The sequence below is a fragment of the Rhizobium altiplani genome (assembly GCF_001542405.1).
GTDB classification, from domain to species: Bacteria; Pseudomonadota; Alphaproteobacteria; order Rhizobiales; family Rhizobiaceae; genus Rhizobium; species Rhizobium altiplani.
Genome location: NZ_LNCD01000085.1, coordinates 15,782 through 39,936, shown reverse-complemented (window position 1 = coordinate 39,936; position 24,155 = coordinate 15,782). Strand labels below are relative to the sequence as shown.

The 24,155-nt window shown below is 61.2% G+C and carries 22 protein-coding genes; 9 read left to right on the top strand and 13 right to left on the bottom strand.

What is annotated here, in order from left to right:
- Positions 1-103 precede the first annotated feature (103 nt).
- Both AS026_RS20055 and mutS read right to left on the bottom strand, forming a co-directional pair.
- Entirely contained in the window at positions 104-379 is a 276-nt protein-coding gene (locus AS026_RS20055; protein ID WP_062371305.1) for a hypothetical protein, read from the bottom strand.
- Positions 380-382: 3 nt separating this feature from the next.
- Entirely contained in the window at positions 383-3,115 is a 2,733-nt protein-coding gene (gene mutS / locus AS026_RS20050) for a DNA mismatch repair protein MutS (RefSeq protein WP_062371303.1), read from the bottom strand.
- Positions 3,116-3,226: 111 nt separating this feature from the next.
- Here mutS and AS026_RS20045 point away from each other — a divergent pair, with 111 nt between their 5' ends.
- A complete protein-coding gene (locus AS026_RS20045; protein ID WP_018855097.1) occupies positions 3,227-5,512 on the top strand; it encodes an NADP-dependent malic enzyme in 2,286 nt (761 codons plus the stop codon).
- 54 nt (positions 5,513-5,566) lie between these two features.
- Here AS026_RS20045 and olsB read toward each other — a convergent pair whose 3' ends face one another.
- The 5 genes from olsB to AS026_RS20020 form a co-directional block, all read right to left on the bottom strand.
- Complete coding sequence (olsB, locus tag AS026_RS20040; RefSeq protein ID WP_025658721.1) at positions 5,567-6,442, bottom strand: l-ornithine N(alpha)-acyltransferase; 876 nt, start codon at positions 6,440-6,442, stop codon at positions 5,567-5,569.
- A gap of 109 nt (positions 6,443-6,551) precedes the next feature.
- Complete coding sequence (locus tag AS026_RS20035) at positions 6,552-8,822, bottom strand: hybrid sensor histidine kinase/response regulator (RefSeq protein ID WP_062371301.1); 2,271 nt, start codon at positions 8,820-8,822, stop codon at positions 6,552-6,554.
- A gap of 56 nt (positions 8,823-8,878) precedes the next feature.
- Positions 8,879-9,382: a signal peptidase II gene (gene lspA, locus AS026_RS20030; protein WP_029867569.1), complete on the bottom strand. Its 504-nt coding sequence runs from the start codon at positions 9,380-9,382 to the stop codon at positions 8,879-8,881.
- On the bottom strand, positions 9,379-10,239 hold the full coding sequence (locus AS026_RS20025; protein WP_062371299.1) for a TrmH family RNA methyltransferase: 861 nt from the start codon (positions 10,237-10,239) through the stop codon (positions 9,379-9,381). The genes lspA and AS026_RS20025 overlap by 4 nt, the downstream gene beginning before the upstream one ends.
- Entirely contained in the window at positions 10,229-11,335 is a 1,107-nt protein-coding gene (locus AS026_RS20020) for a class I SAM-dependent methyltransferase (protein ID WP_062371296.1), read from the bottom strand. The genes AS026_RS20025 and AS026_RS20020 overlap by 11 nt, the downstream gene beginning before the upstream one ends.
- A gap of 120 nt (positions 11,336-11,455) precedes the next feature.
- Between AS026_RS20020 and AS026_RS20015 the strand changes: the two genes are divergently transcribed.
- Both AS026_RS20015 and AS026_RS20010 read left to right on the top strand, forming a co-directional pair.
- Complete coding sequence (locus AS026_RS20015) at positions 11,456-11,908, top strand: SRPBCC family protein (RefSeq protein WP_062371294.1); 453 nt, start codon at positions 11,456-11,458, stop codon at positions 11,906-11,908.
- Positions 11,909-11,953: 45 nt separating this feature from the next.
- Positions 11,954-12,409 (top strand): GNAT family N-acetyltransferase, encoded by a 456-nt coding sequence (locus AS026_RS20010; protein WP_062371291.1) that lies wholly within the window; start codon positions 11,954-11,956, stop codon positions 12,407-12,409.
- Here the strand turns inward: AS026_RS20010 and AS026_RS20005 are convergent.
- The 4 genes from AS026_RS20005 to sppA all read right to left on the bottom strand — a co-directional run bounded on the left by AS026_RS20005 (position 12,403) and on the right by sppA (position 15,204).
- Positions 12,403-13,308, bottom strand: coding sequence for a S1C family serine protease (locus tag AS026_RS20005; RefSeq protein ID WP_018857732.1), 906 nt, complete (start codon positions 13,306-13,308; stop codon positions 12,403-12,405). The two genes, AS026_RS20010 and AS026_RS20005, sit on opposite strands and share 7 nt — an antisense overlap.
- A 160-nt stretch (positions 13,309-13,468) precedes the next feature.
- On the bottom strand, positions 13,469-13,801 hold the full coding sequence (locus AS026_RS20000) for a hypothetical protein (protein ID WP_062371289.1): 333 nt from the start codon (positions 13,799-13,801) through the stop codon (positions 13,469-13,471).
- Between the two features lie 122 nt (positions 13,802-13,923).
- On the bottom strand, positions 13,924-14,223 hold the full coding sequence (locus tag AS026_RS19995; RefSeq protein WP_003544934.1) for an integration host factor subunit beta: 300 nt from the start codon (positions 14,221-14,223) through the stop codon (positions 13,924-13,926).
- Positions 14,224-14,253: 30 nt separating this feature from the next.
- Positions 14,254-15,204, bottom strand: a complete 951-nt coding sequence (gene sppA, locus AS026_RS19990; protein ID WP_062371287.1) for a signal peptide peptidase SppA — start codon at positions 15,202-15,204, stop codon at positions 14,254-14,256.
- A 211-nt stretch (positions 15,205-15,415) separates the two neighbouring features.
- Here sppA and lptC point away from each other — a divergent pair, with 211 nt between their 5' ends.
- The 6 genes from lptC (at position 15,416) to ptsN (ending at position 20,609) form a co-directional block, all read left to right on the top strand.
- A complete protein-coding gene (gene lptC, locus AS026_RS19985) occupies positions 15,416-16,081 on the top strand; it encodes an LPS export ABC transporter periplasmic protein LptC (RefSeq protein WP_062371487.1) in 666 nt (221 codons plus the stop codon).
- A 13-nt stretch (positions 16,082-16,094) separates the two neighbouring features.
- Positions 16,095-16,715: an LptA/OstA family protein gene (locus tag AS026_RS19980; protein WP_062371284.1), complete on the top strand. Its 621-nt coding sequence runs from the start codon at positions 16,095-16,097 to the stop codon at positions 16,713-16,715.
- Positions 16,716-16,754: 39 nt separating this feature from the next.
- Positions 16,755-17,537, top strand: a complete 783-nt coding sequence (gene lptB, locus AS026_RS19975; RefSeq protein ID WP_018857727.1) for an LPS export ABC transporter ATP-binding protein — start codon at positions 16,755-16,757, stop codon at positions 17,535-17,537.
- A gap of 156 nt (positions 17,538-17,693) precedes the next feature.
- Positions 17,694-19,253, top strand: coding sequence for an RNA polymerase factor sigma-54 (gene rpoN, locus AS026_RS19970; protein ID WP_062371282.1), 1,560 nt, complete (start codon positions 17,694-17,696; stop codon positions 19,251-19,253).
- Positions 19,254-19,505: 252 nt separating this feature from the next.
- Complete coding sequence (gene hpf, locus AS026_RS19965; RefSeq protein WP_025658734.1) at positions 19,506-20,081, top strand: ribosome hibernation-promoting factor, HPF/YfiA family; 576 nt, start codon at positions 19,506-19,508, stop codon at positions 20,079-20,081.
- Positions 20,082-20,144: 63 nt separating this feature from the next.
- Entirely contained in the window at positions 20,145-20,609 is a 465-nt protein-coding gene (ptsN, locus tag AS026_RS19960; protein WP_007529605.1) for a PTS IIA-like nitrogen regulatory protein PtsN, read from the top strand.
- Between the two features lie 81 nt (positions 20,610-20,690).
- Here ptsN and AS026_RS19955 read toward each other — a convergent pair whose 3' ends face one another.
- Entirely contained in the window at positions 20,691-23,030 is a 2,340-nt protein-coding gene (locus AS026_RS19955) for a methyl-accepting chemotaxis protein (protein WP_062371280.1), read from the bottom strand.
- A 221-nt stretch (positions 23,031-23,251) separates the two neighbouring features.
- The gene (locus AS026_RS19950; protein WP_062371278.1) at positions 23,252-24,151 is read right to left on the bottom strand and encodes a ribokinase; all 900 of its coding nucleotides are present in this window, start codon (positions 24,149-24,151) and stop codon (positions 23,252-23,254) included.
- Positions 24,152-24,155: the final 4 nt, after the last annotated feature.

The window sequence follows — 24,155 nt, the reverse complement described above, 5'->3', positions numbered from 1 at the left end:
GCTATAGCCTCTTTGCCCGCCGATGACACGGGCTTTCATACTGCAGAACCTTTAATTTTGGCGAAAAGGTGTTGCCGCGCGCGAAAGCGGCGGCATCGGGCGATCAGGCAGCGATCTGAGCCTGTACGGAATAGAGCACCTGCCGCGTTTCGCTGGTGATCGCCTCCAGCGTCTCTTGGTCGCACTCGCGGTAGCCGGCTTTGGCAACACACGAGGAAAGTTCCAGAATCCGGGCGCAGCAGCGGATGATCTGCAGCAGGCCGAAGGGAGAAGCCCAGCCGCGCGGGGTGCCGTGCTCATCCGCAAGCCGCAGCGCTTCAAGCGCGCTGAAGATCGCCGCAAGCCTCTGGGTCTCGTTGAGCAGCCGATCCATGAACATCGGCTAGCCCTGCTTCAGCTTCTTCTTGAGGTCGTAGAGCGCGTCCATCGCCTCGCGCGGGGTCATGTCGTCGAGGCTCATGGCCTTTAGCGCTTCTTCCACCTTCGATGGGCCACGGCTGGCATCCTCGCGCCGAACCGCCACCTGGAACAGCGGCAGGTCGTCGATGAGCTGGCTCGCCGGGTTCTTGCGGTCGGCGTCCTCGAGGCGTGTCAGCACGTCGCGGGCACGCGCCACCACCGAGGCCGGCAGGCCGGCAAGCCGGGCAACCTGGATGCCGTAGGAGCGGTCGGCAGCACCCGGGCCGACCTCGTGCAGGAAAATCACGTCGCCGTCCCATTCCTTCACGCGCATCGTCGCGTTCGATAACCGTGCAAGCTTTTCCGACAGCACCGTCAGTTCGTGGAAGTGGGTGGCGAAGAGGCCGCGGCAGCGGTTCCCTTCGTGCAGATGTTCGACGGCGGCCCAGGCTATGGAAAGGCCGTCGAAGGTAGCCGTACCACGGCCGATCTCGTCGAGAATAACAAGGGACCGGTCGGTCGCTTGATTGAGGATCGCCGCCGTTTCGACCATTTCGACCATGAAGGTCGAGCGGCCGCGCGCAAGATCGTCGGAAGCGCCGACGCGCGAGAACAGCCGATCGACGATGCCGATATGGGCTGACGTCGCCGGCACGAAGGACCCCATCTGCGCGAGGATCGCGATCAGTGCATTCTGACGCAGGAAGGTCGACTTACCGCCCATGTTCGGGCCGGTCAGCAGCCAGATCGCGCCATCCTTGCCGCCGGAGACGGGAGAGAGATCGCAGTTGTTGGCAACGAACGGGCCAGATGATTGCCGCCGCAGCGCCTGTTCGACGACAGGGTGGCGTCCGCCTTCGATCGCAAACATCTTCGAGCCGTCGACCAGCGGCCGGCAATAGGCCTGCTCGTCTGCAAGCAGCGCAAGGCCGGCGGCAACGTCGATGACGGCGAGCGCGCGAGCCCCCGCCTTGATTGCTTCCGCTTCGGCGACGACGGCCGAGGTCATGTGGTCGAATGCCGCCAGTTCGATAGCAAGCGCCTTGTCGGCGGCGTTGGCGATCCGGCTTTCCAGATCGGCAAGCTCGGTGGTGGTGAAGCGCATCGCGTTCGCCATCGTCTGGCGGTGGATGAAGCGACCCTTGGCCTCCGGCGTATCGGTCATCGGCCCGGCATTGCCGGCAGTGACTTCGATGAAGTAGCCGAGGATATTGTTGTGCTTGATCTTCAGCGATTTGATGCCGGTTTCCTCGGCATATTGCAGCTGCAGGCCGGCAATCACCCGGCGCGATTGATCGCGCAGCGCCCTGACCTCGTCCAGTTCGGTGTTGGCGCCGTCCCGCAAGAAGCCGCCGTCGCGCTTCAGCAGCGGCAGCTCGTCGCCCAGTGTTTCGGAAAGCAGCGTTGCGAGGCCGGCCGGGAGGGCCTCGAGGCGCGAAAGCGCGAGCTTCAGCTCTTCCGGCAGCAGTGCTTCCGACAGCAGCCGGGCGACATCGCCCGCAGCACTCAGGCCCTGACGGATGGCGGCAAGGTCACGCGGCCCGCCACGGTCGAGTGCAAGACGCGAAAGCGCGCGCGGCATATCGGGAACATGCTTGAGATGGTGGCGCAGGTCGCCGCAAAGCGAAGGCTCCTCCATCAGGAAACCGATCGAATCCAGCCGCTCATTGATCCGGATGGGATCGGTCAACGGCGACATCAGCCGTTCGGCCAGCAAGCGTGCCCCGCCGCCCGTCACGGTACGGTCGATCGCCTTCAGCAACGAGCCGTTGCGATCGCCTGAAAGCGTGCGGGCAAGTTCGAGATTGGCACGGGTGGCGGGATCGATGAACAGCGTTGACGCGGCGCTTTCGCGCTCCGGCCGCCCGAGCGGCGGCCGTTCGGCGATCTGTGTCTTCTCGACATAGGCGACGGCTGCAGCGGCGGCGGCATGCTCGGCGCGCGAAAAGGTGCCGAAGCCATCAAGCGTCGAGACATTGAAATAGCGCGCGATCCGCCCCTCGGCGGTGGCGCTGTCGAAGAGCACGGATGGTTGCGGAACGGCGGTGCGGCCGAGTACGTCGAAAACAGGTTTCAGCTCGGCATCGTGAAAGATCGTATCGGGCACGATCAGTTCACGCGGGTCGATCCGCAGGATATCGGCAAGCAGCCGCGAGCTTTCGGTCTCGGCCAGGCGGAAAATTCCGGTCGAGATGTCGATCCAAGCCAGCGCCAATACCGGCTCGGCGCTGCCGCGAATCCGGGTAAGTGCCATCAGATAGTTCGATTCCGACGGCGAAAGCAGCTTTTCCTCGGTGATCGTGCCCGGCGTCACCAGGCGGATAACGTCGCGTTTCACGACGGACTTGGATCCGCGCTTCTTGGCTTCGGCCGGGTCCTCGACCTGCTCGCAGACGGCAACCCGGAAGCCGAGGGCGATCAGCTTCTGCAGGTAGTCGTCGGCCGCATGAACAGGCACGCCGCACATAGGAATGTCCTGCCCCATGTGCTGGCCGCGCTTGGTCAGCGTGATGCCCAGTGCACGGGAGGCTTCCAGAGCATCCTCGAAGAACAGCTCGTAGAAATCGCCCATGCGATAGAACAGCAACGAGTCAGGGTTGTTGGCCTTGATCTCGATGAATTGCTCCATCATCGGCGTTGCCGAGGCGCGGCTTTCTTCCGTGGCCAGCTCGGCAGCCGAAAAGGCTTCTATTCCAGTGTCTATTCGTTCGTTCACGGAGATGCATTTTTTCCAAAAAAGAGGTGCCAACCCTAGCCGCCCGCCGCTATAGATGACAACCGCGATTGAGGAAGAGCAAGGCGTCACCCACAAGACGTTGGAGGAAAAATGCCCGACACCGAGAAGAAGCAGCGGCCGGTTACATCAGTGACCGACAACGAGGCTCTTGAGTTCCACGCCATGGGGCGGCCCGGAAAGCTGGAGATCAACGCCACGAAGCCTATGGCGACCCAGCGCGATCTGTCGCTCGCCTATTCGCCTGGCGTTGCCGTTCCGGTGAAGGCAATCGCCGCCGATCCCGCCACCGCCTATGATTATACGACGCGCGGCAACATGGTCGCGGTCATCTCGAATGGTACCGCAATTCTCGGTCTCGGCAATCTCGGTGCACTGGCCTCCAAGCCTGTTATGGAAGGCAAGTCGGTGCTATTCAAGCGCTTTGCCGACGTCGACTCCATCGATCTCGAAGTCGATACCGAAAACGTCGATGAGTTCATCAACTGCGTCCGCTTCCTCGGTCCCTCGTTCGGCGGCATCAATCTCGAAGACATCAAGGCGCCCGACTGTTTCATCATCGAGCAGCGTCTGCGCGAACTGATGGACATCCCGGTTTTCCATGATGACCAGCACGGCACGGCGATCATTGCTGCCGCTGGTCTCATCAATGCGCTGGAACTGACCGGTCGCGACCTGAAAACGACGAAACTCGTCTGCAATGGCGCGGGTGCAGCAGCCATCGCCTGCGTTGAGCTCATCAAGGCCATGGGCTTCGCGCCCGAGAATATCGTCCTTTGCGACACCAAGGGCGTGATCTACCAGGGCCGCACCGAGGGCATGAACCAGTGGAAGTCGGCGCATGCGGTCAAGACCAAGGCGCGCACGCTCGAGGAGGCGATGAAGGGCGCGGACGTGGTTTTTGGCCTCTCGCAGAAGGGCGCGTTCTCCGAGAGCATGATCCGCTCCATGGCTGATCGCCCGATCATCTTTGCGATGGCCAATCCCGATCCGGAAATTACGCCCGAAGAGGTTACCCGCATCCGCGACGACGCCATCATGGCAACGGGTCGCTCCGATTATCCGAACCAGGTCAACAACGTCCTCGGTTTTCCCTATATTTTCCGTGGCGCGCTGGACGTCCGTGCGACCACCATCAACGACGCCATGAAGATCGCTGCTGTTGAGGCGCTGGCAAATCTCGCCCGCGAGGACGTTCCTGACGATGTTGTTGCCGCTTATCAGGGCAACCGCCCGCGCTTTGGTGCGCAATACATCATTCCGGTGCCGTTCGATCCGCGCCTGATCTCGGCGATCCCGGTTGCTGTGGCACAGGCAGCGATTGACAGCGGCGTAGCGCGCAAGCCGATTACAGATATGGCGGCCTATGCCCGCGAACTTTCCGGCCGCCGCGATCCCATCGCCTCGACGCTGGCGAGCCTCTACGAACGCGTTCGCCGCCGTCCAAAGCGGGTGGTTTTTGCCGAGGCCGAAGAAGAGCAGGTCATGCGTGCGGCAATGTCCTACGCAAACCAGGAGCTCGGCACGGCGATCCTGCTCGGCCGCGAAGACCTGATCCACCAGACCGCCGAGCGCGCCGGCATCGACCTCAATCGGCCGGGGCTGGAAATCGTCAACGCACGTATCTCCACCCGCGTCGAAACTTATATCGACTACCTCTATGCGCGCCTGCAGCGCAAAGGCTACCTGCATCGTGACGCACAGCGTCTGATCCATCAGGATCGCAACCACTTCGCCGCTTGCATGGTGGCGCTTGGTGACGCCGATGGGATGGTTACTGGTATCACCCGCAACTATTCGACGGCCCTGGAAGATGTGCGCCGCTGCATCGACATGAAACCCGGCCATCGGGTCATCGGCGTATCGATCGCGCTGTGCCGCGGCCGGACGGTGTTCGTCGCCGATACAGCGGTTCACGATATGCCGAACGCCGAGGAGCTCGCCGATATCGCTGTCGAGGCCGCAGGCTTTGCGCGCCGCATGGGCTATCAGCCGCGCGTCGCCATGCTTGCCTATTCGACCTTCGGTCATCCGTCGGGCGAACGCTCCGAGCGTGTGCGCGAGGCGGTGAAAATCCTCGACAAGCGCCGCCTCGATTTCGAGTATGACGGCGAGATGGCGGCCGACGTGGCGCTGAACCGCAAGGTCATGGAGCAGTATCCGTTCTGCCGCCTGTCCGGCCCGGCCAACGTGCTCGTCATGCCGGCCTTTCACTCAGCCTCGATCTCCACGAAGATGCTGCAGGAGCTTGGCGGTTCGACTGTCATCGGCCCGATCCTCGTCGGCCTCGACAAGGCCGTTCAGATCACTTCGATGGGCGCAAAGGATTCCGACATCGTCAACATGGCGGCGATCGCCGCCTATACGGCTGGATCGTGAAACAAAAACGGAGCGGGAGGCATCCTCCCGCTCCGTCTTCCATCTGCTTGAAAGTCAGCTCGCGAAACGACCGGCGTCGGCGCCGTAGTAGTTCAGGTAGCGATCGGAAATGCTGGCGATCGGCAACACGATCAGGACATCCGTCGTATTGAAGGCCTTGTCGACCACGGCGGTCGAACCGACCATGGCGCCGAGGCGCAGGTAACCCTTGATCAACGGCGGCAGTGCCATCAGAGCCCGCTTCGGGTTGACGGCTTCGGCCGGCATCAGATCCATGTCGCGCGCAAGGTGCGGAAGAGCGGCGACGGCCCACTCATCCTTCGCGGCGACGTTGTGATGCAGGAAGGACAGTGCCAGCGCATGGCTTTCCGGGTGGATGCCCGGGAAGGAGGCGCAACCGAACATGGCGCCCATGCCATGCTTCAGCGCATAGGCCCAGTTGCCCTGCCACAGAAGCTCGACCGTGCGCTTGGTGCGGTAGTCGGGCAGCACACAGGAGCGGCCGAGTTCCATGAACCGTTTGTCCGGATGGCGAGCAAGCAGCTCGTCGATGGCGAATTCCGAAGCCGAGTAAAAGCCGCCGTTCGCCATGGCGACTTCCTGTCGCAGCAGGCGATAGGTGCCGACGATCTGGTCCTCGCTGTCACCCTCGATCGAGCGGTCGAGCACGAGCAAATGATCGCAGAACGTGTCGTAGGAATCGAAATCGCGCTTGCGGCGCATGGCCTCCGGCGAAAGCTGTGCCCCCATTTCTTCGACGAAGACGCGGAAGCGGACGGCCTGGGCGGCATCGATCTCGCTGGCCGTTCGGGCAAGGCGAGTTTCGAGATTGCCGATGCGGCCGAGAACGTCGCCTTCCTTTAGCGCAAGCGTGGTCGATGGCCGGGGGGGCTCGGCGACAGCGTCACAGTTGAGGGCGTCTGCTGACATGGCGATTCTCCCGTTGCCGGCTTTTGACACGCCATAAAACACTTATATGCGACAGGAAAGTGACATCATACAGCCGCCATACGCAAGAAGCGTGCCGGTTATTTGATGGCTACCGCGCTTCCACGCGGCGGGCCGAAAGCGCAGCAACAGCTTGGACTTCCGTCAGCAACCTTATCGGGTCAACCGGCTTTACCATGACGCGGTTTGCACCATTCAGCAAGACTTGTCTACGGGATTCGTCGCGCTTGTCGGCGGTGAGCACGAGGATCGGAACAGGCGGAAGATCGAGCCGGCGTTCGTGCCCGCGTAGCCGGCCAAGCATGTCGATGCCGTCGCCTCCTGGCATGGAAAGGTCGCTGATGACAATGTCAGGGCGCACGCTTCCCTCCGACAGCGCGGCGTCGAGCAGCATCTCGAAGTGCTCGACGTGCTCGACGGTATGACCGGCTTTTTCGAGCATGGCGCGAATGAGCATCGCGTTGATCGGGTCGTCTTCCGCCAGCAGGATACGCAGCCCGCTCTGGATTCCCGCTTCCGGAATGGCAACGCTGAAACCGGGCTGGTTATCGTTCAACGCATCGCGCTTCTCCATGCCGCGCATCCGTCCACGCAGCACGTCGATCAGCGATTGCTCGCGCAGCGGCCGTATCAGCCACGCGTCGAATAGGTCGAGGGGATGGGCGTTGCGCTCCTCGGGGTTGACCAGGAAGATTTTGCGCAGTCCCAGTGCCGCGATTTCAGCACGGTCGGCAAGGTGCTCGGCGAACTCCGTCGACATCCGGTGGTCGACGATGATGTCGGTTGGCCTGCGGTCGCCCGCAGCCATGGCGAGCAACATGTCACGGGCGCTCGCACCGTCGGTGACCAGGTGGCAATCGCCGCCGAGCGTTGCGATCGTCTCCGATATCGCTTTGCGCGCCGAACCGGCCGGTGCCAGCAGCAGCACGACGCTGCCTGCAAGCACGGCCTTGTGGCGACTGCGGCGTTCCTCCGGAATGGCGATCGGAAAGCGGATGCTGAACTCGCTACCGGCTCCCTTTTCGCTTGTCACCGTAAGTGTGCCGCCAAATTCGCGCATGATGCGGGCGGAGATGGAGAGACCAAGCCCTGTCCCGGCGCTCTTCTCGACCAGCGTTCCGCCCTGCTCGAATTCGCCGAAGATGCGGTTTTGTTCTTCCTCGGTCATGCCGGGGCCGGTGTCGGTGACACTGATCAGCACGTTGTTCGCCTGCAGCGATGCCTGGACGAAAACGCCGCCCGCCTGCGTGAATTTCACGGCGTTGCCGATCACGTTGAACAGCACCTGTCGCAGGCGCGCCGGATCGAAGCTCATCATGTCTGGAAGGTCGGAGGATACCGTTGTCCCAATCTCGATGCCCTTTTCATGGGCGCGGTGGGCCAGCATTTCGACGACGCTTTCAAGGAGTTTGCGCAGCGATTCTGCGCGGGGGCGCAATTGGAAACGACCGACCTCGATGGTCGAGAAGTCTAGGAGGTCCTCGACCAGCTGCGTCAGCGCATAGCCGGATTGGCGGATGCCCGTCAGATAGTTCTGCTGTTCCTGCGTCAGCCGTGTCTCGGTCAGCAGATGCGTCATGCCGAGGATGCCGGACAGCGGAGTGCGGATTTCATGGCTGACCGTGGCAAGCAGGCGTGATTTGGCTGCGCTGTTGTACTCGGCCTTCTGCCGGGCCTCCTCGCGGGCTTGTGCGGTCAGCCGTTCGTCGGTGATATCGCGAGCGATGCTCTGCAGCAGGAGCCGTCCGTCGGCGGGGTCGCGGGTAACGACGTCACGCCAGAAAAAGATGCGTTGGCCTTCCGGCGTCGAGATCTCCACCTCGAAGCGATGCGGTGCCGAGCCCGGTCGAAAGGCGATGCCAATCTCCTCACACGTCAGTCCCTCTGGATTGAGCCTGCCGGTCAGCCGACGAAACGCCTCGTTGGCGCCAACGATGCGCCGATCCATGTTCCGTGTGACGGTAATGTCGCCAAGCGCATCGTGGATCTCCGCAAAGAGAGCCGCCCTCTGGCTCCATGCGGATGAAACGCCGGTGAGGTGTTTCCGCAACGGGCGTTGTCTGGTGGTTGCGAGCATCGCGAGCAGGACAACGAAGGACAGCGCGGCAACGCCGAGCCCTATCGATGGCAGCAGAGGGCCGCCCGTCTGCGCCACGACAACAAGGAGAAAGCCGCCAACAAGGCCGAGACCGCCCAACCACCAGGATAGAAGCTTGCGGCCGACGCGGCTGCGTTGGAATTGCGGTGAAACGAACTCGGCTTGATAGGCAACAATATCCGAGTCCCGCTCACCGTGGCGATGAGCGGTATGCCGCCCGAACGCGGCGGCAAGTCTGTCGTGCAATTGACCGAGACCTTGCATGCCCGCCGGAATAGCACGGCGGCGGTTCCAAATGCCTTCAGCAAACCGCTAAGATTTTAACGGTCTGCGTTTTTAGGTTGTATCAGCTCGTCCAGAATCACGCATCCCGCGCCGATCGTGATAAAACTGTCGGCCAAGTTGAAGACGGCGAACGACCATGTCTCGGTGTGAAACAGGATGTAGTCGATCACATGCCCGTAGAGGAAGCGATCGATCAGGTTCCCGAGCGCGCCGGCGATGATCAGCGCGTAGCCGAGGTGAGCGAAGGTGCGCTGCTTGTTGGTGCGATGCCAGAGCCAGATGACGAAAGCGACGATGATGAGGCGCATGCCGACGATGAACCAGCCGTCCATGCCCGAGAGCATCGAGAAGGCGACGCCGAGATTGTAGGTTCGGTAAAGCGCCAGCATCGGGAAAAGATGCACCGGCTCCTGCAGTGGTAGGGTGTGGTCGACAACGATCTTGACGATCTGGTCGAGTGCGACGGCGATGACGATGAAGATCAGGATTGGCAGCGGCCGGGCAAGCAGCGTCGGTCGTTCTAGCGTCTGTTCGGTCATTTGGCCTCGTCGAGTGAGAGGAGGTGGCGGCGCACCTCGAACAGCATGACGGCGCTGGCGACGGCAAGATTGAGCGAGTCGGCACGGCCCTGCTGCGGAATGCGGGCAAGCGCATCGGCTTCCTTGGCAAGATGCTCGGGCAGCCCGGACTGCTCGTTGCCCATCAGGATCACCACCGGCTTCTTCTTGTAGTCGATGGTACGGTAGTCAACTGACCCTGCCAGATGCGTAGCAACGACGGAAGCTCCAGCGTGCTTCTTCCAGGCAATGAATTCTTCCGCCGTGGCGCGTGCAACGGGAACGGCAAACACCGAGCCCATGGTGGCGCGCACCGTTTCGAGCGAGAAGGGATCGGTCGTCTCGCCGACAAGGATGACGCCAGAGGCGCCGGCAGCGTCGGCTGTGCGGATGATCGTGCCGAGGTTGCCGGGATCGCGCACGCGATCGAGGGCGATCCAGGTTTCACCCGGCCTTGGGTGGATCTCGCGCAATGGCTTCCAGCGGCTTTCGAAGATGCCGACCACCATCTGCGGATTGTCGCGACGGGTGATCGAGGAAATCACCTTCTCGCTGACCTCGAGCACCAGCCCACCGGAGGCGACCGTCTTTGCCGCCATCTGCTCGACCAGCGGCTTGCCCTTGGCCGCTTTGGCATAGACAAGCGTGCGGATCGTCCAGCCGAGTTCGATCGCGTCGATGACCAGCTTCAAGCCTTCGGCCATGAAGGTGCCGCTCTGCTCGCGGGTCTTCTTGTCGCTGAGCGCCTTAATGTCCTTGATGATCGGATTGGCGAGCGAGGTAACCTCTTTCACGTGCCCGACCTTATGCGGGCCGTGGCCCCTGTGTTCATGGCTCATTTGGGTACCAACGGGAGAAGAGTGAGGTGGAGAGTGCGCGGCCCGGCGCCTTGCCGTCCAGCCCGGCCTCGCGAAGGACGAGCTCGCCGGATTCGACGACACCGCCGGCCCCGCGCATGGTCTCGCGCATCAGTTCATGGATCGAATAGAAGCTGGCCCGGATCGAATAGGCCGTCAACACAAGTCCAACCGCCTTCGGAGACAGGATTTCACGGCAGATATCGAGCATCAGCGGCAGGTGCGCGAAAAGATGCCAAACCTCGCCGTTCGGGCCGCGGCCGAAGCTCGGCGGATCAGTGAGGATGATGTCGTAGGTGTTGCCGCGGCGTTCTTCCCGTAGGATGAACTTCATCGCGTCTTCACAGATCCAGCGGATCGGCGCCTTCTCCAGCCGGCTCATCGCCTGGTTTTCGCGCGCCCAGCCGATCGCCTTCTTGGAAGCATCGACATGCGTAACCTCGGCGCCCGCGGCGGCGGCGACGAGCGAGGCTACACCGGTGTAGCCGAACAGATTCAGAACCTTCAATGGCCGCTTGGCGGCCTCGACCTTTTGCTTCATCCAGGTCCAGTGGGCGATCTGCTCGGGAAAGACGCCGACGTGGCGGAACGAGGTAAAGCGACCGAGGAAATCCACGCCGAGCAGATTGAGCGGCCAGGTCTCGCCGAGCGCCTCCTTAGGAAAGCGCCAGCGCCCGGTGCCTTCCTCGTCGGTATCGCCGGTGAACACTGCATCGACCTTCTCCCAGGCCTGTTTCGGCAAGGACGGCTGCCAGAACGCCTGGCCCTCCGGTCGCACGATCCGGTAGGGGCCGTATTGCTCCAGTTTCTCGCCATTGCCGCTGTCGATCAGATGGAAGTCGCCTGCGCCAAGGGATTCGAGGATGACGGGCACGCGTTCAGCCGGACGCTCGCCAGTCCGCACCATCAGCGGCCGGTCGATTGCCGTAGGCACGGAGGCAGGTTCGCGCACCCTTTCACGGGCCGGCGCCGGCTTCGCCGCGGGCTTTGCCGGGCGCGGGCCTCGATCGTCGGCGCGGCGTCCGCCGGAGGGGCCGGCGGCGGGTTTCTGGCCTGGCCGGCGTTCTTTCTGTCTCAACGTGATCTTCCGCGTGCTTCAATTCGATAGAGTCCGTGCAAATAGCATTCCGTTTCATCTTGGCAAAGCGCTTTCGGGCTGTGATAAATTGAGCCACATCGAAAAGGGGAGGATTTTCGGATGGACTTGACCGGCGAAGAACGGATTACCGCACCCCGGGATGTCGTATGGGCGGCACTCAATGATCCCGAGATATTGAAGCAGTGCATTCCGGGCTGTCAGAAACTGGAGATGAAGTCCCCGACGGAGCTCACGGCAGTGGTGAAGGTCAAGATCGGTCCGGTTTCGGCGACGTTCAACGGCGAGGTCTTGCTCTCCAACATTCAGGCACCGGAAAGTTACACGATCTCGGGCGAGGGTAAGGGCGGTATTGCCGGCTTTGCGAAGGGCGGCGCTGATGTCGTATTGAAGGACGAGGGCGGGGAAACGGTCCTGCAGTATGAAGCAAAGGCCCAGGTTGGTGGCAAGATTGCCCAACTCGGCGCGCGGTTGATCGACTCAACCTCCGCTAAACTGGCACAGCAGTTCTTCTCCAGCTTCAACGCCGCCGTCAGTGCCAAAGCCGCAGAATAAGGGTCGGAATTGACAGATTTCTCCATTCAGACGACGTCACCATCCGTGAAGTGGACCATCAGATCGCCACTTCAGTCGGAGTTGGAAAGGCTGGCCGACATCTATCTGGCCGTCCGCCGCGAAACATTCAAATGGGTCGATCCGGCCAGCTTCCGCCACGAGGATTTCAGCGTCCACACACAGGGCGAAGACCTATGGATTGCAGAAGCGCCGAACGGTGAGACCGCGGGCTTCATGACCCTGTGGCCGCCGGACGATTTCATTCACATGCTTTATATCAGCAAGTCCTGGCAAGGGCAGGGGGCGGGAGCCGCCTTGCTCGCGGCGCTGCCGAACTGGCCACTCAGGAAGTATCGGCTGAAATGCCTGGTCAAGAACGAGCGTGCGAACGCCTTCTATCGATCCAAGGGGTTCATCGTCACGGGATCCGGCTCATCGGCGGAAGGCGACTACGAAGAGATGAGTTTCTACCCAGCCGCCCGGGATGCGCACGCCTATTGAAGCTGCGGCTTCTTCAGGAAAGCATTGCGATCAGCGGACCTGATGCGCAGCCACGCCTCGCGTCCATTGCGCACCACCCGCATCGGGATTTCCGCGCCGGCTGGGCCGCTGCTCCAGACCTTGCGATAGAAATCGGCAAGTCCATCGACCTCGCCGTCGCGGATCTCGGAAATGATGTCGCCTCGGCGCAGGCCGGCCTCGTCCGCAGGACTTCCGTCGGCGACGCTCATAACGATCACATCGCCGTTGCTTTCTGCGGAGAACGCGCCTAGCCATGGACGCGGTGGCTTGTTGACGCGGCCCTGGGTCATCAGGTCGTCCAGAATTGGCGGAAGCAGATTGATTGGCACGATCATGTTGATATCGACGGCGTCGCCGCCCTGACTCATCTGCAGCCGCAGTGACCCGATGCCAAGCAGCTTGCCGTCGCCATTAATGAGTGCCGCGCCTCCCCAGGAGGGATGCGCAGGCGTGGTGAAGATCGCCTCATCAAGCAGATATTCCCAATAACCCGCGAATTCCTGCTTTGCCACGATCCTGGCTTCCACGAACTGGCCGATTCCATCCGCCAGCACGACCGGATCACCGAGGTTAGCGCCGATGTCGTCGCCGAATTCCAATGCCGGCAGGCCGAGGTCACCCAGTGCTTGAAGCAGGCCGAACCCGGTCTCCTGATCGTAGGCGAGAGGATGGGCCGCGACAACGCGCCCGTCTAGCGTGGTCAGCCAGACTTCCTCGGCCTCGGTGATCAGGTAGCCGATGGTGAGGACCAGTCCGGATGGCTTGATGACGACGCCACTTCCCTCCCGGCGCGTGCCGAGTGTGCCGGCCGTAAAGGCATCATCAGGAATTGAGGAGCGAACGGCCACGACTGACCGCAGGATTTCGTCGATATTCATGGTCTCATCCTCGCAAGGCAGGGCTCGTATGCCGCGAAACGACTGTGCCGCCTAGCAGATGTGCAGTGGGTCGCATTTTATATAGCTATGAAGCCGGATCTATGGCTGCAAGTGGTTGCATAGCTGAATTTCGGCCCGCTGTCCGCCCTTGGCGTGCGCGTCACCTCGACGGCAGATGGCCCGCAATTTCCTCGGCGTGGGTCTTGTGGCGGCCCGCCTCGGCCTGCCAGCGAACGGCCGCTTTCGCTTCGGTTCGCGCGCGCTTGCGGTATTTGCCCTGATTGAGCCAGGTGGCTGCCGAGCCGACCAGCATGCCGATGATCAGCGTGATGAAAAGAAACACGAAGAACGGCGCTGACAAGGAAAGGACTTGGTCGTCCGGCCGAAACGGGTTGAAGGCGAGCGTCACCACCTGCCTGTTGGCGACGCAGAAGATGATCAAAATGATTCCGAGTGGTAAAAAAATCAAAAGGTTGGTGATCTTCTTCGCCATGCTCGGCCTCCGTATATCAACGCCCGTCGACTTTGACGCAGCGCTTTGATCTGGTCAGCAGGATAGTGGGCCGAGACCCAAGTTCAAGTGCGGGCCTGCCGCAGGCTGCATCAGGGAGAGGATCAATCCTCTTCGTCGGCCTGTCCCGGGTTGAGGCGCTCACGCAGCTCCTTGCCGGTCTTGAAGAAGGGAACCCACTTCTCCTCGACGAAAACGGTATCGCCGGTACGCGGGTTGCGGCCGGAGCGGGACGGGCGGTTCTTCACCGAGAAGGCGCCGAAGCCGCGCAACTCGACGCGATTGCCGGCCGCGAGCGCGTCGGTTATCTCATCGAGAACCGCGTTGACGATATTCTCGACGTCACGATGATAAAGATGCGGGTTGCGGGCTGCAACGATCTGCACCAGTTCGGACTTGATCACTTTCGTCCCCCTTAAATTATTGATTTTTTATCAATCATTGCCAACCTGCCAAACTGAAAGGAGCCCGTCAAGGAGCAACTTCTGCGGCAGGATTCCGCCGAGGTCGCGCGCCTTGGCAAGATCGTCATAACCAAGCAGCGTGAGGATATGAGATGCGCTGTTTGCGAGCAGGAAAGCTGTGTTTCTTCTCTTGTCCCAATCGACCTCAGGTAGGTTCTTGCTGACCTTGCGCGTCTCAAGGTAGGCCCTGATCTCGTCATTTCCGCCGATCTGGTCGATCAGCTTGACCTTGAGCGCCTGACGGCCGGTGAATATCGAGCCGTCCGCAAGCTTCTGCACCTCATCATGCGGCAGCTTGCGCCGCTCGGCGACGAGATCGACGAACCAGCCGTAGCTGTCGAGAATCATGTTGTTGATCATGGCCTTGGCCTCTTCGCTCGCCGGATGGAATGGCGACGGTTCGGCCTTCAAGGGCGACGATTTGATTTCTTCCATCGAAACGCCGATCTTGTCGAGCAGCGGCCTGATCTGCGGATACTGGAAGATCACCCCGATCGAGCCGGTGATCGAGCTGTCGCCGGCAATAATCATGTCGCCGGCGGTCGCGATCATGTAGCCGGCGGAAGCGGCCAGCGTGCGCACGTCGGATACGACAGGCTTCTTGGCGGCAATGGCGCGGATTGCCTTGAATATCCGCTCTCCGCCATAAGTCGTGCCCCCGGGTGAGGAAATCGAGACGATGACGGCCTTCACCGCATCGCTCTTTTCGATTTTCTTCAGCCGCTCCAGCAGCTCGTCATCATCGGTGATCAGCCCGGAAATGGTCACATGGGCGACGTGCGGCCGACTGGTCGCGATATCGCCGATGAGTGCCCGGTAAGCAGCGTAACCCAATAGCACGAGCAGCAGCACCGCGACGACGCGCCAGAAACCGACCTTGCGGCGAAGCCTGCGGCGATCGGCGATCATGGAACTGTCCATACATTCCTCCAGGGGGTGGGAGCACGCGTGATCCCGCAAATCTAGGGCTCCTGCGCCGTTCGGACACGTAGATTTTGCACGCGTCGGCGCCTTTGTTGCTTGTTGCAGAAAAAAATCCATATTGGCAAGTCAGTGTAATAATGCGAAACGAACTGTGATCGAGCGCGAGAATGCTTATATACGCTGCTCCATCACCTACACGGACCAGGTTATGCTCAATACTTTGAACACAACGGCACAGGCTGACTATGTGACGCCGGAGCGAAGCGCCTATGTCGCTGCGCGCTTCCATTCGGCACGGGTGCGCCGCCTGAAGGTCATCCTTCCGATCGCGGCCGTTGTGGTGTCGCTGATCTTCATTGGTGTATCCGTGATCCGCACCTACCTGCCGGAGAACATCAAGATCGAGGGCGCCAAGATCGAGAATGGCAAGGTGGTGATGGAAAAGCCCGCCATCTCCGGCCGCAACTCGGATGGCATCAACTATTCGATGCTGGCGGAACGCGCGCTTCAGGATATCAAGAATCCCAACCTGATGACGCTTGAGAATATCAAGGCGGCCGTCCCGATGAAGGACGATCTGATCGCCCGCGTCGAGGCGACGGCCGCAGACTACGATCGTGCGACCGACAATCTCGATGTCAAATCTCCCTTTGCCATCCTTTTGAGCAATGGGCTGACGGCCAACTTCCAGAGCGCCAAGGTCGACATCAAGGGCGGGAAGCTCACCAGCGAGGATCCCGTAAGCATTCAGAAAGATGGTGCCTCTATTGTTGCGCAGTCGGTCAAGATGACGGATAAGGGGCAGACGATCACATTCGAGGGAAATGTACGCATGAACGTCGATCCCTCAGCTATTCACAAACAGGGCACTTAACAGCCGGGTCACCATGACAAACGCTTGTCGCATTTCTACCCGCAAGGCGGGAGCAGTATTTCTGAGTGGCGCGGTTGCGCTGCTCGTGTTGACCGGAGGCGCCCTGGCGCAGGCAACAACCAGTCAGATGGATGGGCTGAAGCTCAGCAGTAACGAACCGATCCAGATCGAGAGCGACAAGCTGGAGATCCACGATAAGGAGCACACGGCCGATTTCACTGGCAATGTGAAGGTCGTGCAGGGCAAGACGACGCTGCAGGCCGGCCACATGACGGTCTACTACAAGCCGAAGGCCGGCGATGCGAACGCGCCTGCCGCCGACGCCAAGGCCGCCGACACCAAGAATGCTTCGGCATCGATTTCATCCGGAAACGCCGATATCGATCACATCGTGGTGACGGACAAGGTGTACCTGACCTCGGGCACGCAGACAGCTACCGCCGACAACGGTTCGTTCGACATGGCCAAGCAGCTTTTCATCCTCAAGGGTGACAGGGTCGTCCTCACCGATGGGCCCAACGTCTTTACGGGTTGCCAGCTGACTGTGCACATGGAGACGGGACAGGCACAGCTGGAGAGCTGCGGGGGGCGCGTCCAGATTCAGCTTGATCCGAAATCGCAGAAACAGAACTGACCCCGGCCGTACCACGTGAAGTTATTCTCGCTATCGACCATGTTCGGCAGGTCCGGGCAGCAAGCTGCTGAAGCCCCCGCCGGCGACAAAAGCCGTTACCAGGGCACGCTGATTGCGCGCGGTCTGACCAAGACCTATAGCACCCGCCGTGTCGTGAACGGCGTGTCGCTGGTCGTTCGACGCGGCGAGGCCGTTGGCCTGCTGGGTCCGAACGGCGCCGGCAAGACAACCTGCTTCTATATGATCACCGGGCTTGTGCCCGTTGATGAAGGTACGATCGAGATCGACGGCAACGAAGTCACGACGATGCCGATGTATCGTCGCTCGCGGCTGGGCGTCGGCTATCTGCCGCAGGAAGCGTCGATCTTTCGGGGGTTGACCGTCGAAGAGAATATTCGCGCCGTCCTGGAAGTGCACATCAACGACAAGGCTGCGCGCGAGAAGAAGCTCGACGAACTGCTCGATGAGTTTCACATTCGCAAGCTGCGCAAGAGCGCCGCCGTGTCGCTTTCCGGTGGCGAGCGTCGCCGCCTCGAAATTGCCCGCGCGCTGGCGACCGATCCGACCTTCATGCTCCTCGATGAGCCGTTTGCGGGCGTTGATCCGATCTCCGTCGCCGACATTCAGCATCTTGTGCATCATCTGACGGCGCGCGGCATCGGCGTGCTGATCACCGACCACAATGTGCGCGAGACGTTGGGCCTGATCGACCGCGCCTATATCATCCATGCCGGCGAAGTGCTGACGCACGGTCGTGCCAACGACATCGTCAACAACCCGGAAGTGCGGCGCCTTTACCTCGGCGATAATTTCAGCCTCTGACGCGCTCTCGCGCCGCGGAAATTCACCTTCTGTGACGGTTCCGCTTGACCAAGTAGAATAAAAAAGCAATTTTTGGGCCAACTTGGATTTCCGTGGCCTGAGCCCTTGGCAGGACGCGGTTTCCCGGAGGAGACGAACGGGAGTTTCGCGTCCGCTATGGCACTGTCGGCCAATCTTTTCCTGCGCCAGAACCAGTCGCTGGTGATGACACCGCAACTGATGCAGTCCATCCAGTTGCTGCAGATGACGCATTTCGAGCTGACGCAGTTTATTGCCCAGGAAGTCGAAAAGAACCCGCTGCTCGAGATTCCGTCAAATGATGCGGAATCGGGCAGCGAGCGCGGGGGCGCGGAGGACGAGGCCTACGCGCATCAGGCTGAAGACCCCTCCGACGACGGCTACGATAGCCGAACCGAGGTCTTGTCGGGCGATTGGTACGAGAGTGGCAACAGCGGTGGGGCAAGCCGCCTCAGCGACGAACTCGACGCCAATTATGCCAACGTGTTTCCCGATGACGGCGTCCCGCAGCGCGCCGATGCTCCGGAGCTGATCAGCCAGTGGAAGTCGATGCCCGGCAGCGGCGAAGGGGCGGAGAGCTACGATCTCGATGATTTCGTTGCCGGTCAAATCTCGCTTCGCGATCACCTTGCCCAGCAGTTGCCCTTTGTCCTGCCCGATATGGCCGATCGCCTGATCGCGCAACATCTCGTCGATCAGCTGGATGAGGCAGGCTATCTCCAGGGCGATGCGACGGAAGCAGCCGACAGGCTGGGCGCGGGTGTCGACGATGTCGAGCGTGTAATCGCCGCCTTGCAGGCGCTCGATCCGCCCGGTGTATTCGCCCGCGATCTGGCGGAGTGCCTGGCGATCCAGCTTCGGCAGAAAGACCGCTTTGACCCTGCCATGCAGGCGCTGGTCAGCAATCTCGAGCTCCTGGCCCGGCGTGACTTCGCGACGCTGAAGCGGCTGTGTGGCGTGGACGAGGAAGATCTGCTCGACATGCTGGGCGAGATCCGGCAGCTCAATCCCAAGCCAGGTGCCGGCTTCGAAACCGGAATGTCGGAAGCGATCATGCCTGACGTCGTCGTGCGGGCAGGCTCCGACGGCGGCTGGCTGATCGAGCTCAATCCCGACACGTTGCCGCGCGTTCTGGTCAACCAGGCGTATTTTTCAAAAGTCACCAAGAGTGGTGAGGATCACGCGTTTCTGTCGGAATGCCTGCAGACCGCCAACTGGCTGACCCGGAGCCTCGACCAGCGCGCCAAGACGATCATGAAGGTGGCGAGTGAGATCGTTCGGCAGCAGGACGCCTTCCTGATGCATGGGGTCGATCACCTGCGGCCGCTCAACCTCAAGACGGTGGCCGACGCCATCAAGATGCACGAATCCACCGTCAGCCGCGTCACATCCAACAAGTACATGCTGACGCCGCGGGGGCTCTTCGAGCTCAAGTATTTCTTCAGCGTTTCGATCAGCGCCGTCGAAGGCGGTGACAGCCATTCGGCCGAGGCCGTACGCCACAAGATTCGGACGCTGATTTCGCAGGAAAGCCCGGAATCCGTGCTTTCCGACGACGATATCGTGGATATTCTCAAGAAGGGCGGCATCGACCTGGCCCGTCGCACGGTGGCTAAATACCGGGAAGCGATGAACATCGCATCGTCGGTCCAGCGCCGGCGGGAGAAGCGCGCTTTGGCCAAGGTTGCGGGTTTTTGATTGCTGCCTGGAGCTACCGATACGTGTATTTATAAATTCTAATTCATGCGTCTGTTGACATTTTGGTAACTTCTGGCTAGAAGCGCGCCGCAATTGGCGCTGTGGACAGCGTTGGAAGTTATCCCCATCATCCTCAGGGCGCCTGAAGCCGGCAACTTCGGCCGATCTTGCTTGGGATCGCGCGAAGTGCTTGGATGAGGGTGAGCCTTGGCGTAAACTGGTACCCGCAAACACTGTAAGAAGGGAAACTCCATGAGTGTGCGTGTATCCGGTAAACATATGGAAATTGGTGACTCGTTCCGTCAGCGGATCGAGGACCAAATCGGTGTCGCCGTCACGAAATACTTCGACGGAGGGTATTCTGGTCAAGTGATCGTGCATAAGGCCAACGCCCGTTTTTCCGCCGACTGCAAGCTTCATCTCGATAGCGGAGTTGTATTGCATGCCGCCGGAGAGGCGATGGACCCGCAGTTGGCCTTCGATGCCGCTTCCGAGCGGATCGAGAAGCGCCTTCGCCGCTACAAGCGCAAGCTGAAGGATCACTACGCCGGAAATCACCAGAATGGTTCTGCGGAAGTTGCCTACACCGTCATGGATGGCATGTCGGACCACGAAGACGAGATCCCGGATGACTTCGCGCCGGCGATCGTCGCCGAAAGCACCAAGCAACTAAAAACAATGTCTGTCGCGACCGCCGTGATGGCGCTCGACATGACGGATGAGCCGCTGCTGCTATTCCGCAGTCCAGGCAAGGAACAACTGAACATCGTTTATCGTCGGCACGACGGTAACATTGGCTGGATCGATGCAGCCAGTATCAAAAGCTGAGATCAAGGCGAAGGGCGGCAGTTAGGCTGCCGCTCTCCTCTCTTGGCGCAGAAGGAAAATAAAATGGCTTTGGCAGATTTGCTGCAGCAAAATGCGATCATTCCCGCCCTTAGGGTAAATTCCAAGAAACAGCTCCTCCAGGAATTGGCTGCAAAGGCGTCGAAAGTCACAGGGCTTTCGGAGCGGGAAATTTTCGATGTTGTCCTGCAGCGCGAACGCCTTGGCTCGACCGGCGTCGGTAACGGGATCGCTATTCCGCACGGTAAGTTGGCAAGCGTCCATTCCATCGTCGGCATCTTCGCGCGTCTCGATCAGCCCGTCGATTTCGAGGCCCTGGACGATCAACCCGTGGATCTGGTGTTCCTGCTCCTCGCACCGGAAGGCGCTGGCGCTGATCACCTCAAGGCCCTCTCGCGCATCGCCCGCGTGCTGCGCGACCACGATCTCGTCGCCAAGCTGCGTGCGACCGACTCCGCCTCGGCGATCTATGCGTTCCTCAATGAGGAGCAGACCTCGAACGCAGCCTGAGCATTCAACATGCCAGTAAAAAAGGCGCCTGATTGCCCAGGCGCCTTTTTTCATTCAAGCCGTCGAGTTCGGCTTAGAACTCTAGAACTCTTCCCAGTTGTCCTGAGCAAGCGCTGCCGAGCCCTGAGTCTGCGGAACTGCGCGGCGCGGTGCCGGTGCTGCAGCTTGGCGATACGTCGGTGCAGCAGTCGGCCCGCGCATCTGCTGAGCCGTCGAGCGTAGTGCGGAAGCGTGGCTCATGCCGGATACGCGGAAGCGTGTCACGAGTTGCTTCAGCGTCTGGGCCTCATCGTTCAGCGTGATGCTGGCTGCCGTCGTCTCCTCGACCATGGCTGCGTTCTGCTGGGTAACCTGGTCCATCTGGTTCATGGCCTGGTTGATCTCCTTCAGTCCGATCGCCTGTTCACTGGCCGATGCGGAGATCTGGCGGATAAGGCCGTTGATGCCCATGACCTGCTCGGAGATCTTATGCAGCGTATCGCCGGCGCGGCCGACTAGATCGACGCCTTCCTTGACCTGTACGGCCGAAGTGTTGATGAGCGTCTTGATCTCCTTGGCGGCGTTCGCGGAACGCTGGGCCAGCTCGCGGACTTCCTGCGCGACGACGGCAAAGCCCTTGCCGGCTTCGCCGGCGCGTGCGGCTTCAACGCCGGCATTCAGGGCCAGCAGGTTGGTCTGGAAGGCGATCTCGTCGATGACGCCGATGATGCGCGAGACCTCGGTGGAGGACTGCTCGATGCCCTGCATCGAAGCAATTGCCTTGCGCACCACTTCGCCTGACTTTTCGGCATCCTCGCAGGCGAGGTTGACGTTATCAGCCGCCGTGCGGGCGTTGTCGGCGCTGGAGTTGACCTGTGCGGTGAGCTCGTTGAGCGCGGCTGCCGTTTCTTCCAGGCTTGCTGCCTGCTGTTCCGTACGCTTGGCGAGGTCGGAGGCGCTGCCGCTGATTTCACTTGTACCGGAGCCGATGTTCACGACGCTGAGGTTCATCGTGTTGATGGTTTCCTCGAGGCTTTCGAGAGCCGCGTTGAAGTCCTGCTTCAGCTTGGCGTATTCGCCCGGGAAGTCCTCGGTGATGCGATGGCCGAGGTTGCCCTGGGACAATTCGGACAGGCCTGAGCCGACGATCGACACGATATGACGCTGCAGCGTGATCGATTGATGCCGCTCGGCTTCCGAGCGGCCACGCTCGGTTTCGGCTGCATCGCGCTGGTTGTTTGCCTCGGCCTCAAGACGCTGCGTGTCGGCGAGTGCGAAGCGGAAGCCCTCAAGAGCCTTGGCCACGGCGCCGATCTCGTCAGCGCGATCCTGACCGGCTACCGGCTGCTCGTACTTGCCGTCGCTGAGTGCCTTGACGCTGGCGACGAGACCGCCGATCGGACGCTGGACGAGGGAACGGACGGCTAGGTAGAGGGCAATCATGACGGCTGCGAGCACGAGAATGCCGGCGACAACCATCATGAAGGTTTGATCTTGAACAGGCGCGTTGATGGCCGAGTGCGGGACGTCGACGAGGATGACCCAGGTCGTGTTCACGTCGGGCAGGGCAAAGGGATAGACGACGCGGTCGAAGGGCTCGTAGCTATCGTAGCTCAGGTCCTTGACGACGGCTGGCTGTAGCGTCGAAAGCGCGCTCTTCACGGCATCTGTGCCTTCGCCGTCATAGTCCTTCATGGAAAGCTCGGGAATCGGCGAGACAATCCATTTGCCGGTCTGCGAGAGCAGCGTAACGCGGCCAGAGCCGAAGGGGTGGAGCGTCGAAAGCTTATCGCGGAGCGATTTGAGGGAGATGTCGACGCCGCTGACGCCGATCATCTTGCCACCCGAGAACACCGGATAGGCAATGGACGTCATCGCGGTATTCTCGCCGGTCGTCGTCTCGGCATAAGGCGGCGAAAGCGCGCCCTTCTTGCTTTCTGCGGCGAGCGCGTACCAGGCAGCCTTATAGTCGGAATCGAAGGTGGAGAAGCTGAAGCCGCCGTCCTTGCTCTTCGTCCAGTACGGGTTGAATGTGCCATCCTTGGCTGCGCCGAATTCGGCCTTGCCGGCCATGGACGGCGACTGGCCGTCGAAGGCGTTCGGCTCTTCGGCAAACCAGCTGCCGAAGGCAAACTGGTTGCGCTCGACGTTTGCCTTCAGCATGTCCAGAACGGCCTTGCGGTCGAGATATTTGCCCTCTTGACCATGACCGATCGTGCCGGCCATCGAGCGCGCGGCCCCTGCCAGCTCGCCGACGGATGAGGCAACCTCGTTGGCGATAGCCTTCGCCTCGAGATTAGCCTGGTCCATGGTGAGGGTCCGCACGCGGTTGCGCGTCTCGCCGATGAGGAAGAAGTTGGAAATGAGGAGGACGAGGGCGATGGCAACGCCCGTAATGAGGATAAGCTTGGCTGCAAGCGATTTCATGCGAAAGATGAACATGGATTCCTCGGGAAGCAAGGATGTGCCGTACGGGGCATTCATCGGCACAGGGGACGAAGGCGTCGCCCCCTCATGGAGCAGCCGTGACAGAAGCCGCCCCCTTTGGCGAAGGCCGGCGATGGCTGGAACATCGCCGGAAACCTATTAAATTTGAATGAAATCTAATGAAAACAGACGCTGCGTATGGCAAACCGCCCCGATATGTCGCGGGGCGAATTGCCCTATAGCTCGTTTGCGACTTCGGCGCTTGATGGGATCGATGGCTGAGCGCCTTGCTTGAGGCAGGCGAGCGATCCTGCGACGGCGGCCCGTCGCAGCGATGCCTCGAAATCGAGGCCTTCGTCCAGGCTCGCGGCGAAATAGCCGCAGAAGGTGTCGCCGGCACCGACCGTATCGACAGGCTCGATCTTCAATCCCTTCGCACGGGAGATGACGCCGTCGCGGATTGCGATGACGCCGTCTGCGCCGAGCGTCACGATCAGGGTTTGCCCCGTCTCCGCATTGAGCCGTTTCAGCGCGGCCTCGCGATCCGCCGTGCCCATGTTTTCCTGGCCGGCAAGACGCTCGAACTCGGTTTCGTTCGCGATCACGATGTCGGCAAGGCGGCCGAGGCGTGGAGCGTCTTCAATCAGTGGGGCCAGGTTGAGGATGGACGTGACGCTCTTGGCGCGCGCCGCGGCCAGCGCCCGCTCGACGGCCGGAACGGGCACCTCGAGCTGCAGCATCAGGATGTCGCCCTCCTTCATCGCGTCGATCGCGGCGTCGGCATCGGCCGGCGTCATCGTGCCGTTTGCGCCGGGCACAACGGCAATCATGTTCTCGCCGTCACCGCCGACGAGGATCAGTGCGGTTCCGGTCGGCTCGTCGACCTGCTTGACGGTTTCAAGTCCGGTGCCGGCGTCCTTCAAAAGAGCAACCGCCGGCTCCGCAAAGGCGTCGCGGCCGACGGCTCCCGCCATGTGAACGGTTCGGCCGGCGCGTCGCGCCGCAAGTGCCTGATTGGCGCCCTTGCCGCCTGCTGCCGTTGAGAAGCCGTTGCCGGCAACCGTTTCGCCGGGCTTCGGCAAGCGCGCGGTGGTGGCGATGAGATCCATGTTGATGGAGCCGAAGACTGTGATCATGAGT

What these genes read in the sequence shown, in the direction of transcription:
- rpoN (WP_062371282.1), top strand. Translation starts at nt 17,694, where the DNA reads ATGGCACTGTCGGCCAATCTTTTCCTGCGCCAGAACCAGTCGCTGGTG.
- AS026_RS20025 (WP_062371299.1), bottom strand. Translation starts at nt 10,239, where the DNA reads ATGAGCCATGAACACAGGGGCCACGGCCCGCATAAGGTCGGGCACGTG.
- AS026_RS19955 (WP_062371280.1), bottom strand. Translation starts at nt 23,030, where the DNA reads ATGTTCATCTTTCGCATGAAATCGCTTGCAGCCAAGCTTATCCTCATT.
- hpf (WP_025658734.1), top strand. Translation starts at nt 19,506, where the DNA reads ATGAGTGTGCGTGTATCCGGTAAACATATGGAAATTGGTGACTCGTTC.
- AS026_RS20000 (WP_062371289.1), bottom strand. Translation starts at nt 13,801, where the DNA reads ATGGCGAAGAAGATCACCAACCTTTTGATTTTTTTACCACTCGGAATC.
- olsB (WP_025658721.1), bottom strand. Translation starts at nt 6,442, where the DNA reads ATGTCAGCAGACGCCCTCAACTGTGACGCTGTCGCCGAGCCCCCCCGG.
- sppA (WP_062371287.1), bottom strand. Translation starts at nt 15,204, where the DNA reads ATGGACAGTTCCATGATCGCCGATCGCCGCAGGCTTCGCCGCAAGGTC.
- AS026_RS20005 (WP_018857732.1), bottom strand. Translation starts at nt 13,308, where the DNA reads ATGAATATCGACGAAATCCTGCGGTCAGTCGTGGCCGTTCGCTCCTCA.
- lspA (WP_029867569.1), bottom strand. Translation starts at nt 9,382, where the DNA reads ATGACCGAACAGACGCTAGAACGACCGACGCTGCTTGCCCGGCCGCTG.
- AS026_RS19980 (WP_062371284.1), top strand. Translation starts at nt 16,095, where the DNA reads ATGACAAACGCTTGTCGCATTTCTACCCGCAAGGCGGGAGCAGTATTT.
- AS026_RS20015 (WP_062371294.1), top strand. Translation starts at nt 11,456, where the DNA reads ATGGACTTGACCGGCGAAGAACGGATTACCGCACCCCGGGATGTCGTA.
- lptB (WP_018857727.1), top strand. Translation starts at nt 16,755, where the DNA reads ATGTTCGGCAGGTCCGGGCAGCAAGCTGCTGAAGCCCCCGCCGGCGAC.
- lptC (WP_062371487.1), top strand. Translation starts at nt 15,416, where the DNA reads ATGCTCAATACTTTGAACACAACGGCACAGGCTGACTATGTGACGCCG.
- ptsN (WP_007529605.1), top strand. Translation starts at nt 20,145, where the DNA reads ATGGCTTTGGCAGATTTGCTGCAGCAAAATGCGATCATTCCCGCCCTT.
- AS026_RS20045 (WP_018855097.1), top strand. Translation starts at nt 3,227, where the DNA reads ATGCCCGACACCGAGAAGAAGCAGCGGCCGGTTACATCAGTGACCGAC.
- AS026_RS20035 (WP_062371301.1), bottom strand. Translation starts at nt 8,822, where the DNA reads ATGCAAGGTCTCGGTCAATTGCACGACAGACTTGCCGCCGCGTTCGGG.
- AS026_RS20055 (WP_062371305.1), bottom strand. Translation starts at nt 379, where the DNA reads ATGTTCATGGATCGGCTGCTCAACGAGACCCAGAGGCTTGCGGCGATC.
- AS026_RS19950 (WP_062371278.1), bottom strand. Translation starts at nt 24,151, where the DNA reads ATGATCACAGTCTTCGGCTCCATCAACATGGATCTCATCGCCACCACC.